Genomic DNA, 13275 nt, shown 5'->3' with positions numbered 1-13275 from the left:
ATCCCTCCTCACCAATCTAACGCATCGATGGCGGCTTTTTCGACAGAGAGCCCGGCCCGATAATGACGCATGAAGACTTCGAACCCCTGCGTTTCCGCTTCGGTTGCCGACAGCGTCACACCGCCGAGATGCGCGAAGATGCGCTGATCCAGATACATGTCGAGCGTCTCGCCCGGCTGCCGGTCAATCCGATAAGCAGCCAGGAGCGCAATGCCCCAGGCGCCGCCTTCGCTCGCCGTATTCATGACCGTCACGGGAGCGCCACAGGCGGCCGAGAGGCAGCGCTGACCGACGCCTTTCGTCTTGAAGAACCCGCCATGGCCCATGATGCGGTCCATCTCGACGCCTTCATCGCGCAGGATGTCCAGGCCAATCTTGACGGCCCCCAATGACGTATAGAGATGTGCCCGCATGAGATTGGCGAGGGTGAAGCGGCTCTTCGTCGTCCGAAGGAAAATGGGGCGCCCTTCATTGATCATGGTGATATTCTCACCCGAGTAATAGCCGTAGGGGAGCAGGCCGCCGCAGTCCGGATCGCCTTGCATGGCATTCGTGTAGAGCTTTGTGAATAACGTATCCATGCTGGCAGGATGGCCCATGAGCGCGGCAAATTCGCCGAAGAGATGCACCCAGGCATTGAGGTCTGTCGTGCCGTTGTTGGCATGTGACATGGCGCAGGGGGCACCGGTCGGCGTCGCGACCATGTCGATCTCGCGGTGCAGCTTCTGCAGCGGATGCTCCAGGACAATCATGGCGAAGGTGCTCGTTCCGGCCGACACGTTTCCCGTGCGCGGCGCCACGGCATTAGTTGCCGTCATGCCGGTTCCCGCGTCGCCTTCCGGCGGGCAGAACGGGATGCCGGGCAGAAGATCGCCGTCCTCATCCAAAAGGAGGCAGCCGCGTTTCGTCAGGGAACCGGCATCCTCGCCAGCGACCAATACCTTCGGGAATACGTCCCGCATTTCCCATGAGAACCCATACGGCTGTAAGAGCGCCTGGAAGGACGATACCATCGATTCATCGTAATCATTCGTCGCCGGATCGATCGGGAACATCCCCGCCGCATCGCCGACGCCAATGACTTTCTGGCCTGTCAGCTGCCAGTGGATGAATCCGGCCAGCGTCGAGACGTAATCCAGGTGCTTTACGTGCGCTTCTCCATCCAGGATGCGCTGATAGAGGTGTGCGACCGTCCAGCGGAGTGGGATGTTGAACTGGAAGCGTTCCGTCAGCCGGTCCGCTGCTTCTTGCGTATTCGTATTGCGCCACGTCTGGAAGGGTGCAAGCAGTGTCCCCTGGCGGTCAAACGCCATGTATCCGTGCATCATCGCGCTGATGCCGATGGAGCCGATGGTCGTGAGCGTCACCCCATACTGATCCTTGACGGATTGCTTCAAGGCACGGTACGAGCTGCGCAGTCCCTTGTATATGGAATCGAGGGGGAAGGTCCAGATTCCATGCTCAAAGGAATTTTCCCAATCGTAGATGCCGACTGCCAGTACCGTTCCCGATAAATCAATCAGTACAGCCTTGACGCGCGTGGATCCGAATTCGATGCCCAAGGCTGTCTTTCCCTGAATCAGAGCCTCTTTCGCAGTCATGATTTTCCTCTCTTTCTATACAACGGGCCAGCAGTCTCTGCTGGCCCATCGCTATTTTGCTGGATTCGATCAGAAGCAGGTGAACGCGCCATCGACGATGACATCTGTGCCCGTCGTGAAGGTGCTCGTGTCACCGGCCAGGTAAACGCAGATGGATTCGAGTTCTTCCGGCTTGCCCATGCGTCCCATCGGAGCCATCGCATTCCACTTCTCGATCAGCGGGATCAGCGTCGGGGAGTTCATCGTGAGCTCCGTTGCCATGTAGCCCGGGCTGATGCAGTTGACGCGGACGCCCTTCTTGGCCCATTCAATCGCCAGAGACTTCGTGAGCTGGATGACGCCAGCTTTCGAGGCGTTGTAGGCACACTGTGGCTGCGGCACATTGACGATGTGCGCCGACATAGAAGCCGTGTTGATGATGGAGCCGCCGCCATGTGCGAGCATGTACTTGCCTGCGGCGATGTCCGTCAGGAAGATGCCGTTGAGGTTGATGTTGATGACCTTCAGCCACTGCTCATACGTCATTTCCTCTGCCGGAGCATTGATGCAGATGCCTGCGTTGTTGTGGCAGAAGTCGAGTCCGCCGAGCTTGGCGACGACTTCCTCGACCATAGCGTCGACCTGTTCCTTGTTGGTGCAGTCGGTCTGGATCGCGATGACCTTGCGGCCCGTCTTTTCGGCAAGCTCAGCAGCCGTCTTCTTGGCCGTCTCGATGTCGAGGTCGACGATCGCGACATCTGCGCCAGCCTCAGCGAATGCCGTAGCTGTGCACTTGCCGATGCCGCGAGCTGCGCCCGTGACGAAACCTTTTTTGCCAGTCAGTGCCATTTTTTCAAGGATACCCATGATAAGACTTCCTTTCTGTTTATCTATTTTGTAAAATCATTTTTCAAATCTGTTTATATAATAATCGCATGCCGTCCGATTGTCAAGAGGAAAATCGAAAAAAACATAAAAAACACGGGGCAAATCCCTGTCGATCTGGCAGGTACCCCGTGATATGGCGTTCTTTTTCGCTGTGTGCTATAATGATGACAGCATTTTTAAAAGTCATTTTGTAAAAAGAGAGGATCATGATGAAGAAGAGCATCACACCATCTGAAATCCGCCAGACGAACCGCCAGCGGATTTATCAATACATCTATCAAAAGGAAAGCGTCGCACAGCAGGATATCGCCTATGACCTGCATCTGAGCCGTCCGACCATCACGACGAATCTCAATGCCCTGAAGGAGGAAGGGCTCATCCGCGAAGCGGGGCAGATCGAGAGCGAAGTCGTCGGGCGCAAGCCTAGTGCCTACGCTATCCAGCCGCAGTATCGCGTCAGCATCGGCGTGGAGCTCCTGAGTCACCTGATCAAGATCATCGCCATCGACCTCTACGGCCGGAAGATTGACCGCACGGTCTTTGCCATCGACTTCCAGCCGACGGATGCTTACTTTAAGGCGGTCTGTGCCCGCATCCTGCAATTCAAGGACGACTGCCAGTTCTGCGACGAGCAAGTCCTCGGCGTCGGCTTTGCCATGCAAGGCCTGATTTCGTCGGACGGCCAGCGCGTCATCTACGGGAAGATCCTCGACTGCACAGGGCTGCATGTCTCTGCCGTTCAGCAATACCTGCCGTATCCCTGCCGCTTTGCCCACGATGCCGACAGCGCTGCGATTGCAGAGCTGTGGGCCGCACCCGGACTGGACGATGCCTTCTACCTCTCGCTGAGCCGCCACCTCGCTGCTGCGCTGATCCTGGACCGCAAGATCATCACAGGCCGTCACGGCCACAGCGCCACGATTGAGCACATTCAGATGGATCCAGATGGCGCGCGCTGCTACTGCGGCAAGCGAGGCTGTCTCGAGACGCTCTGCTCGCTGCGCACACTCCAATGGGACCTGGAAGATCTCGATGCATTCTTCGAGAAGGTGCGCGCTGCGGACCGGCGGGCACAGGAAATCTGGATTACGTACCTCAAGAACCTGGCGCGGGCCATCAACATGCTTCACCTCATCTACGATAAGACCTTCATCCTCGGCGGCTATCTCGCGCCCTACCTGCAGCAGGCCGACATCGACTACCTCTATCAGGAGATTGCCGAGCAGACGCCGTTCTCTGAGGCGCACGATTTCCTGGAGGTCAGCCGCATGCCGAAGCACAACATCACCATCGGCGCAGCACTGCCTTACGTGCAGGCGTTCCTCGAGAAAATCTGATATGCGCAAGGCGCAGCAAAAAAGACCGCTGCAAAAGCTTGGAGGCTTTTGCAGCGGTCTTCTGTATGAGCAGGGGCCGTCGCTCAGTAGACGATGACAGGCGTGTTCTTTTCGACATTCTCATAGATCTTGGCGGCGTTGGCTGGCGGCAGGTTGATGCAGCCGTGGGAGCCGTTCGAGCGGTAGATCTGGCCGCCGAAGCTCGAGCGCCATGGGGCGTCGTGCAGGCCGACGTTGCGGTTGAACGGCATCCAGTACTTGACTTTCGAGTCGTAGCCCTCGCCGCTCAGCGTCGCGTTGCGTGTCTTGTAGGTCAGGCCGTAGATACCTCTCGGTGTCGCATGGCCGCGGGTCGGATTGCCCGAGACGAAGTAGCTCTCGAGGATGCACTTGCCGTCCTTGTAGAGCCAGAGGTACTGATCCGTCAGGCTGACCTCGACGTAGCTCGTGCCCCAGTCGTTCTTGGCGTGCACGGCGGCTGTCTGCGCGTAGATTGGCTCGCAGGTCGCGCTCTCTTTTGCGGCGAGCAGCTGCAGGAGATGCGCTGTCTCGGCCTCCTGGTCGATGCGCCATCCGTAGTCGCCCTGCGCGATCTGGATGTCGTGGCCCGAGGTCGTGTGGAAGGTGCGCGTCGTGTAGGCCGTATCGTACTTCTCGGCAAGCGACTTGACGAAGGCCTTTGCCTGTTGCTCATCAAAGGCGACGCTGCCGTCCTCATTCTCCCTGAGCCACGAGAGGATACGGTCGCTGTCGAGGACTTCGCTTGCATCCCCAATCTGATACGTGATTGTGACGCTTGCATAGTCCTTCTGGGCCTGCTCCATCGGTGTCAGCGGCACCGGCTTGACATTCTTGGCCGCCAGCCCACCGATTGGCGAGCCGCTGACGCAGCCCAGCGCGCCCATGACGAGTATGGCAATCAGGCAAAATGCTCCGAGGAGCATGTAACATTGTTTTCGTTCCATATACACTCCATCCCTTTTCAGCAGGTCGCCAGGTGTGGCCCGCTTCGTTAAATCTTCATGAAAATCAGTTCTTCCAACAATGTACCACATTCTGCAGAGAAACGCAAAATCATTCCCATGTATCCCGTTTTCACCCCAATGAAATTTCAGGCAAATTATATGACAGCATTTAGATGCGTACAAGATTATGCTATAATCGTGGTAAACAGTTTGTTTTTAATACCTTTTGGGAGATTTCTCATGATTTACCATTATGAATTTGCACTGGCTTCTTTTATCGTTCTCATCCTGCTCTGCATCCTGTCCCTGCGGCGCGTTTACCTCCCCATCCGGCGGAACTTCTTCTTCCGCGCGCTCCTGGGGGCAGAGGGCCTGACGCTTGCCTTTGACATCGTGTCGAGCGAGATGGACGCTCATCACCTGCTCTTCTCGAGCGGGCTCCTGTATGCGGTCAACGCCGCCTTTTTCCTCGGCTTTATCTGGCGTTCCTTTCTCGATTTCTCGTACATCGAGGCACTCGTGCACGAGCGGGGGCGCTTTACCAGGTTCCCGCGCTGGCTTGTCGAGCTTCCCGCCATCCTGACCTCGATCCTGATCCTGAGTTCACCGCTGACGGGGCTCGTCTTCTCCATCGATGCGCAGGGCTACCACAGCGGCCTTCTCTACCGCATCATCTACGCCAACGCCTACTTCTACCTGCTGCTCATGATGCTCCTCTCGTACATCGGCCTGCGCCGCTTCTCCTGGAATCCGGTCGAGAAGGCCTCGCTCATCGGGGCCTGGGCCGTGCTTGTGATCGGCTATATCGTGCGCATGTACGCCGCGCCGTATCTCGTCATGAACTCCTTCTACATGCTGGCCATCCTCATCCAGTACTTCGCCTTCCAGAATCCCGACATCTTCATCGACCGCAAGACAGGCGCCCTGAACTATGCGACGGCCACGCCCTATCTGCGGGAGATCAACCAGAGGGGTGATTTCTTTGCTGTGGCCATCGGCCTCAACGACTATACCGAGGGCAATGCCCTCTACGGGGAGCGGCAGATGGCAAAGGGCTTGCGCGCCATCGTCCATTACCTCAAGGCGGCCTTTCCGGACTGCCAGGTCATCTACGCGGCTGCCGGGCGCTTCCTCCTGATCACGACGAAGAAGCACGACTTTTCCAGGATCCATGACGAGATTGAAGCGCGCATGCAGGCGCCTTGGATCGACACGCATGCCCACCTCTATCTGACGGCCAGCTATGCCATGTTCAGCGGCCATCTGCAGCAGGAAGAAGTCGAGCAGTTCTTCGACTACACAGCCATGGCCCTGCAGCGCGCCGAGCAGCAGCACGATGTCGTCATCATGGAGCAGTCGCTCTTCCAGCAGGCCCGCCTTAAGATAAAAATCCGTCAGGCCGTCGACCGCGCCATTGAGAACCATGCGGTACAGATTTACCTGCAGCCGCTCTACGGCACGCAGGAGCGGCGTATCATCGGCGCTGAGGTGCTCGCGCGCATCCATGACGAGGAACTCGGCCTCATAAGGCCAGACCTCTTCATCACAGCAGCAGAGCGCAGTGGCACCATCACCCAGATCGGCGAGCAGGTCTTCGAGAAAACCTGCCTGTTCCTGAACGAGCACCCGCTTCAGGAACTCGGCCTGAAGCGGCTCAATGTCAACCTCTCGCCGATCCAATGCCGCGATATTCACATGGCCGAACGCATCTGCCGCATCGCACAGCATCACCACATCCCCCTCCGCTCCTTCTGCTTCGAGATCACAGAGTCGGCCCTCTCATACGAAGCGCGCCTGCATCAGAATATCGATATGCTCATGGCGCAGGGCGCCACGATCTCGCTCGATGACTTCGGGACTGGCTACTCCAACCTCATGCGCGTCCTGAAGTTCCCCTTTGAGGATGTCAAGCTCGACATGACCTTCGTCCGCGCCTACTTCGATCACACCAACAAACTGCTGCCCGCCATCATCGACGGCTTCCAGTCCTTCGGTGTCCAGATCACCGCCGAAGGCGTCGAGAACAAGCAGATGGCCGACACCCTCACCAGCCTTGGCTGCCGTATCCTCCAGGGCTTCTACTTCGCAAAGCCCCTACCCCTCGACGACTTCCTCCACTACCTCAAGACGACCACACCCAAAGTCAGCTCCACCATCGACTGATACACAGCAGCACGACCGTCAGCAGTCCGACCGTCCGACCGTCGACATTCATCCCAGAGTCCAGCACTGGCAAAAAGTCCAGTGCTGGACTTTTTCATAGAGTGACGCATTTTAACCCCAACCGTGCCAAACACCGACGTATTTTACCCCAGCGGCCGCCTAAAGATAGAAATCCTCTGCCCATGATGTCTACATTTCCCCAAAATTGCCTCAGATAGCCCGATAACAGGAAAAGGAGACGGATTTTAACCCGATTCGATTGCCGTGGAATCAATGGTGGTTAAGATACGTCCCCTTCTGGAAATTTGTCGAACAGTATAAATTTGTCATTTTGATGAGTGTGTTTCATCTTGGCAATAGAGAGCAATAAAGCGAGCAACAGACATGCCGTGGGTTTCAAGCAAGCGTTTTGCTGTGATGTTGAGATGGCGTTCCTCGAGTGCCTTTTTCACGACGCTGACCATGGCACGTTCCATCTCATCGGACAGATCGAATGGTATTTCTTCAACGTCGAGGGAAATCGAATCCCCGAACATCTTGATGGCATCAAGCTCCCAGGCAGCGTTTTCCTGCTTAGCCTGGAATTCGTGTTCAATTGCCGCTTGCATGTCCTTATCCTGCTGTAGATAGTTCTCGGCAATAGCCTTGTAGAGAAAAGCAGGTACATTCTTGACCTTGCGTGTTTTTGTCAGTTCGATGGCATAATCCATGCGGCGCAGGAACTCTTCGTTGCTGCCGCACAACGTCGTCAGTCTGTTGACCATCTTTTCCGAAAGTCCATGACGGTCTTTCTTTGGTGGCAGTGCTTCCAGCGTGACTTGTTCCTCGGCTGTACGATTGAGCAAGAGATGGCGGCAGTCCATAGAAAAGGTGAATCCCGTCACTTTTCGTCCGGTCTTCGTCCGCACGTACGTCACATGATACTGTGTCTTTTCATTGATTTCACGAATGGGATTATCCAGCACATATTTACAGAATGGACCAATCTGTTTGTACTGCGAAGGCTTTATGTCAAAGAAGAAGCGCAGCTTATCCAATTCGATGTGGCGTGTGATGACTTTCCCCTGCATCGTGCCACGGTATTGCAACATGAGTTCCAGTAGGCGCATCGCATAGGCCGAAGATAAGTTAAAGATCTGCTTCATGTTGATTTTCGTATAGCCATCACCGCTCTCGTAGATATCGAGCAGGAAGGGTCGCATATCCTCGTTGAACTTGATGTACAAACCATCCTTCGGCGTGTATTTAATGCGAACAAAAACGGAGAACTTGACAAAACCACCATCGTGGTCGCGCACTGTGACGATTTTCTGCAGCATCTCATCACAGACATGTTCCAGCCGCTTCAGGTATTCACCGTGCCCAAAGATACTCTTAACCTCCGCAGGCGTCAGATGGAACTCTTCAAAGTCCTTGTCATAGTACTTGTCGCTACCAGAGATATGTGGATTGACATTTTCTACAGCCAGCAGGAACAGCCGCATCTCCAAAGCATTCAAGGGCTTCCTAGCCTCGATTAAGGGATTTGACTGATAGATGGCACATTTCTCATTCACTTCTGATGTCCCCATAAATGTGTCCTCGCTTTCGCTAGGTTTTAGAGTAGAGATTGTGACCTGTTTTTCCTTCCGTAGGTCACAATCCCTACTTTTTGGCTCATTATACCAAATAAGTATTAGGCGTTCAATAGGTAATTTTATCAAATCACCTCAAAATAGGTCACAATCCCTAATACTTCCGGTCACATTTCCTAATACTTTGTACTCTATTAGGTCACAATCCCTAATAGTTAGGTCACAATCCCTAATCGAAAATGCTCCAAAACCGCGCCATTACTGGGCTGAAATCGCGGAAAGCATATAAAAGCATTTATGCTGAAAGCAAGCATAGCAAGGAGAAGTTATCCACAAGCAGTTCCCAAGCAGTTCCATAGTACAATCTTTGCCTGCATGCCTTTCCCAAAATGTACAAAGCCCCTCCGACCGACTGGCGGGGACTCCATTCGGGGGAAGGGCTTGATCTTTTAGGGGATCCTTGCAAAGAGTGGGGATTACGCGCGGACGACGGAGATGCGCTGCTGGATGTGCTTGCCGCTCTCAATCTCGTCGACCATGGCGATGGCGTAGTCGGCGTAGGAGATGATCGACTCGTTCCTGCTGTTGAGCGTGAATTGTTCACCGGCGAGGAGATACTTGCCCGTGCGCTCGCCGTCGGCCTGGAAGTCGGCGGCCGGGCTGATGAACGTCCACTTGACGTCATTGCGCTCCCGGAGCTTTGCCAGTTCCTCGCCCTGTGCCCGCGCAACAGGCAGGAATTCTGCAGGAAAATCCGGGCTATCGCTTAATACCGCGGTGTGCTCCTGGTTTACGTAAAGGCTGCCTGCGCCGCCGACAACGAGGAGACGCGTATCCGTCCCAGAGAGAAGGTCGCAGAGGTACTGCGACGTCTTGACGTGCATCGGCTGCTGCTCAGCCGTCCGTGCGCCAAAGCCGTCGACGACCACATCGAATCCAGCGAGGTCCTCTTTCGTAAGCTCGAGGATATCCTTCTTGTGGTAAATCTTTGCCTGCGTGTCATTCTCGTCATGGCGGCCGAAGGCGACGACTTCATGACCGCGGCTCACTGCCTCCGCGATGACTTTTCTTGCGACACGACCATTTGCTGCTACAACTGCAATTTTCATGATAAACGCTCCTTTTCGTATACGGGCTAGTGCCCTCAATCGCTATTGTTGTAATTGCTGTAATTTCATCTTGTGATCTATACGATACCATGTTTTTAGTTTAATGTCAACGTTTTTATTACAACAAAAGGTATTTTTTGGCAACAACGGGATACGCCCGGTCGGCTCGTCCACGACAAGTCGGCGGGAGCGTCTGTTGTTGCCGGGTTGCTTATTTATTGGCCTCGTGGATCGTGAAAGTGCCGCGATGGAAGATGGATGCACGGTTACCGCGCTCGCCTTCTTTGTTCCAGGTCATGTAGGCAAAGACCTTGTGGGTCTTGAAGTTGATGACCTGGGAGATGACGATGCCCTTCTGCTCAATCCAGTTGATCTGATAGATATCCTTGCCGACTTCGGCCACTTCATATTCTTCGTTATCCGAAGGAGCGAGCGAGAGGCCGGTCGTCGGCGTCCATCTCAGCACGCCGACTTCCGGATAGTCGATGTTGAACTTGAAGCCGCTGTCATAGCTCACAGCGATGGTCTTGCCCTGGACGTGCTTGAAAAAGGCCTCTTTCTCCTTCTCAGCCGTCGCAGCCGTGGCAATCTTGCTCTTTTCTGCCGCAGCCTGTGCAGCTGCAACCTGCTCCGCTGTCGGCACGACGCTCTTGGCGTTCGTGTCCGCTGCCGAGCAAATGCTGGCAAAAGAAAGTGCGGCAAGCATGGTGACAAGTACTTTTTTCATTTTCATAATCGGTTCCTCCCTATCAAAGTCATGTATTACATACTTATATGCTAAGTTATTTGCAGGCGTTCTGCAAGTACGATTTTTTTCTTGCGTCAGTATGAAATGCTTGCGTATTGGTGTAATGGCGGAAAAATAGCAAACGCCCCGACTGACTGGTGGGGGATCCAGTCAGTCGGGGCGTTTCTGCACTTTTTAGGAAAAGGATTGATTGGGAATTGGGGATTTTTGCAACCACGGGGAATCAGCTGCGCAATGTGTCTATCTTACTTCTTCAGGACAAAGGCGCTCTTCGGCTGGCCGCAGAGCGGGCAGACATAGGAATCGTCCTCGTCGTTGATGTCACCGACATACTCGTAGCCGCAGACCGGGCAGACGTAGATTTTCTTGCCAGCCGTGTCTTCTTTCTTCGGCTGATACTTGTCGAGCATGGCCTGCAGGCGTACACCGTGGCCACCTTCCTGGCGAGCGAAGATTTCCATCTGGTCAGCAGCTTCATCGAAGCCAGCGGCGCGGACTTTGTCGGCGATCGTCTTGACCTGTGCCTCGCCGTTCTCCTCAGCTTTCTGCACGGCGCGCACGAGGCCCCAGAAGTCGGACGGGTATTTGCCGTTGAGTACGGCGTAGAAGCCGGCGTGGACGGCTTCTTCGTTGGCTGCAGCGACAAAGCCCTCTGCTACATCTTTAAGACCCTGCTCACGTGCGAGCTGTGCCAGCGCGTAGTACATCATGACGCCATTGGCCTCTGCCTGCATCAGGCGCTTCATCATGTCCTCGAATTCTGTACCTTTTGTGATTCCGTTCAAGCTCATGTTTGTCCTCCTAAAATCCTTGCACATGTCAGTTGTTCATCATATGGCTTTATTATATTGTATAAAATCAATTTTGTCAAATATAAAATAGCATCCCCTCTCCTAAAAGACAAAAATCAATCGAATAGCCTGATGAAATAATACATGCCATTACAGAAATCCAAAAATAATAATAGAAAATGCTTGACTTTGTTACACGCTTTTGCTACAATATAGTCAAGCAAAAGGAAGAAAGCCATAGAGAGATTGACAAGGCTCGAATCGATAGGATGACTTCTTACCGGATGCTTGAAACGAAGCTCGAAAGACGGGTAAGTGATTTCTCCGAAGGAGGGGAGTCCGATGGGCCACTGAAGGTGCCATGCGGTGAACAGTAACATGGACAAACAAACAGAAAGCAAATAGCCGTTCAGTCGAAACAGATTGAACGGCTTTTGCTTTGCTTTTTGTCCTGTATCTCGTATTTGTGATGGCGCAGCGAATGGTGTCATTGCAGGTTTTGTCAAAGGGAGGACTACTCATGGTGTCAATCGAGGAAACTATTTTTACCCGGAAGCGATGGGTGCTGAAGAAGATGCTCGCTTTTGGATTCCAACAAGTCGGGGATGACTATGTGCTTGAGCGGCGCTTTTTGAATGGAGACTTCGAGGCCATCCTGACGGTGACGGAGAAGGGAATGGTCACAGGCCGTGTGATTGATGCGATTTCCCATGAGGAGTACTACCAGCTGCGCCAGAAGAATGCTACGGGCGCATATGTCAACACCGTCCGCGCAGCCTATGAGGAACTTCTGGAGGCGGTTGCGGCGGCCTGCTGCCAAGATGTGCTGTTCGCGTCCGACCAGGCTAACCGACTGACGCAGAGCATCCTTGAGCGCTTTCAGGTTGCGCCGGATTTCCCATGGGAGAAAGAAACGCACTATCAGTCCTACGGAACCTTTCGTCATGCTTCCAATCGGAAATGGTTTGCCCTGATCATGCACGTCAAACGCGCCGTGCTCGATAAGGACGATAATCCCGATCCCGTCGATATCATCAACTTGAAGATACAGCCGGAGCAGGGGGAAGCCCTCCGCCAGCTGCCAAGTGTCTATCCGGCCTATCACATGAACCACAAGACCTGGATCTCCGTCGTGCTGGATGACACGCATCCCGATGCGGCCATCATGAAGTGGATCGATGAGAGCTACCGGCTCACTAAATGAATGCAGACACAAAAATCCCGGCGCATGAGCAGTACGCCGGGATTTTTGCTGTGTATTATATTGTATTCTACCACAGCGGGTCAAGTCTGGTGACTCAGTCGCTGATCAGGCGGAAGATGAGATGCTTCCGTCTGAGACGTTCACAGTCGGACTGTCGCAGGCGTCTAATGCCGTCCAATCAACGCGTCACCAGCTTGCGGAACGCCTCTTCCGACATGCCTGCCCGCTTCGCCGCCTCTTTCACCGTGAGAAGGCCGTCATGCACGAGTTCCACCAATGTAACCCAACGTCCTTCGGCTCGGCCTTCGGCGCGTCCTTCCTCACGGCCTTTCTCTTCACGGCGGCGCAATTCCATGAAAAACGTCATATACTCCACCTTCATTTTTGTTCTCTTTCGCTGCTTCTACATATGCATCAGCATCCATCAATGCATGGCCAGCTTGCGGAACGCCTCTTCCGTCATGCCTGCCCGCTTCGCCGCTTCTTTCATCGTGAGGAGGCCATCATGCACGAGTCCCATCAATGCCTCTGCCTTACCCTTTATCGCCCCTTCGGCAAGCCCTTCAGCGCGTCCCTCGGCACGTCCTTCGGCACGTCCTTCGGCACGTCCTTCAGCGCGTCCTTCAGCGCGTCCTTCCTCACGGCCTTTTTCTTCACGGCGGCGCAATTCCATGAAAAACGTCATATACTCCACCTTCATTTCTTTGTTCTCTTTCGCTGCTTCTACCGCATCAGCGATACTCTCGGTAAATTTTCCCTGCGGGGATTTGCCCTCGATGTAGTCGAGGAATGCGGCGAGGTCATGGTTGATGCCCTCGCGGCTGCCCTTGCTGTTCAAGAAGATCTTGGCTGTCTCATCGCCCATCAGGAATGCAGGCTCTTCCTGGCACGTCTCACGGAACGTGTAGAGGCTTCG

General features: G+C 54.4%; 12 protein-coding genes and 1 pseudogene. 3 read left to right on the top strand and 10 right to left on the bottom strand.

What is annotated here, in order from left to right:
• Positions 1-8: 8 nt before the first annotated feature.
• Entirely contained in the window at positions 9-1601 is a 1593-nt protein-coding gene (locus tag T518_RS07150) for a xylulokinase (protein ID WP_036377488.1), read from the bottom strand.
• 69 nt (positions 1602-1670) lie between these two features.
• Complete coding sequence (locus tag T518_RS07145) at positions 1671-2447, bottom strand: SDR family oxidoreductase (RefSeq protein WP_036377485.1); 777 nt, start codon at positions 2445-2447, stop codon at positions 1671-1673.
• 227 nt (positions 2448-2674) lie between these two features.
• On the opposite strand from T518_RS07145, the gene T518_RS07140 reads away from it, so the two are divergent.
• Positions 2675-3805: an ROK family transcriptional regulator gene (locus T518_RS07140; protein WP_244881906.1), complete on the top strand. Its 1131-nt coding sequence runs from the start codon at positions 2675-2677 to the stop codon at positions 3803-3805.
• 83 nt (positions 3806-3888) lie between these two features.
• On the opposite strand, the gene T518_RS07135 is transcribed toward T518_RS07140, so the two are convergent.
• Positions 3889-4770: a L,D-transpeptidase family protein gene (locus T518_RS07135; RefSeq protein WP_244881905.1), complete on the bottom strand. Its 882-nt coding sequence runs from the start codon at positions 4768-4770 to the stop codon at positions 3889-3891.
• A 240-nt stretch (positions 4771-5010) separates the two neighbouring features.
• Here T518_RS07135 and T518_RS07130 point away from each other — a divergent pair, with 240 nt between their 5' ends.
• On the top strand, positions 5011-6933 hold the full coding sequence (locus tag T518_RS07130) for an EAL domain-containing protein (protein WP_036377479.1): 1923 nt from the start codon (positions 5011-5013) through the stop codon (positions 6931-6933).
• Between the two features lie 326 nt (positions 6934-7259).
• On the opposite strand, the gene T518_RS07125 is transcribed toward T518_RS07130, so the two are convergent.
• The 5 genes from T518_RS07125 to T518_RS11985 form a co-directional block, all read right to left on the bottom strand.
• Positions 7260-8504, bottom strand: coding sequence for a replication initiation protein (locus tag T518_RS07125; RefSeq protein ID WP_072003587.1), 1245 nt, complete (start codon positions 8502-8504; stop codon positions 7260-7262).
• Positions 8505-8983: 479 nt separating this feature from the next.
• Entirely contained in the window at positions 8984-9616 is a 633-nt protein-coding gene (locus tag T518_RS07120; RefSeq protein ID WP_036377473.1) for an NAD(P)-dependent oxidoreductase, read from the bottom strand.
• A gap of 211 nt (positions 9617-9827) precedes the next feature.
• Positions 9828-10349: a MoaF-related domain-containing protein gene (locus tag T518_RS11395; RefSeq protein ID WP_051652239.1), complete on the bottom strand. Its 522-nt coding sequence runs from the start codon at positions 10347-10349 to the stop codon at positions 9828-9830.
• Positions 10350-10609: 260 nt separating this feature from the next.
• The gene (locus T518_RS07110; RefSeq protein WP_036377470.1) at positions 10610-11155 is read right to left on the bottom strand and encodes a ferritin family protein; all 546 of its coding nucleotides are present in this window, start codon (positions 11153-11155) and stop codon (positions 10610-10612) included.
• A gap of 116 nt (positions 11156-11271) precedes the next feature.
• A complete protein-coding gene (locus T518_RS11985) occupies positions 11272-11661 on the bottom strand; it encodes a hypothetical protein (RefSeq protein WP_155948100.1) in 390 nt (129 codons plus the stop codon).
• Positions 11662-11717: 56 nt separating this feature from the next.
• On the opposite strand from T518_RS11985, the gene T518_RS07105 reads away from it, so the two are divergent.
• A complete protein-coding gene (locus T518_RS07105; RefSeq protein WP_248617168.1) occupies positions 11718-12359 on the top strand; it encodes an MmcQ/YjbR family DNA-binding protein in 642 nt (213 codons plus the stop codon).
• A 178-nt stretch (positions 12360-12537) separates the two neighbouring features.
• On the opposite strand, the gene T518_RS07100 is transcribed toward T518_RS07105, so the two are convergent.
• Together T518_RS07100 and T518_RS12100 are read right to left on the bottom strand one after the other, a co-directional pair.
• The gene (locus T518_RS07100) at positions 12538-12741 is read right to left on the bottom strand and encodes a hypothetical protein (RefSeq protein ID WP_051652238.1); all 204 of its coding nucleotides are present in this window, start codon (positions 12739-12741) and stop codon (positions 12538-12540) included.
• 42 nt (positions 12742-12783) lie between these two features.
• Positions 12784-13275: pseudogene (locus tag T518_RS12100) on the bottom strand (Rpn family recombination-promoting nuclease/putative transposase); the annotation flags it as partial.

It is taken from the genome of Mitsuokella jalaludinii DSM 13811 (genome assembly GCF_000702905.1).
Taxonomy (GTDB): Bacteria; Bacillota; Negativicutes; order Selenomonadales; family Selenomonadaceae; genus Mitsuokella; species Mitsuokella jalaludinii.
The sequence above is the reverse complement of the archived record's forward strand: the minus strand, read 5'-3'. Positions and strand labels throughout refer to the sequence as shown.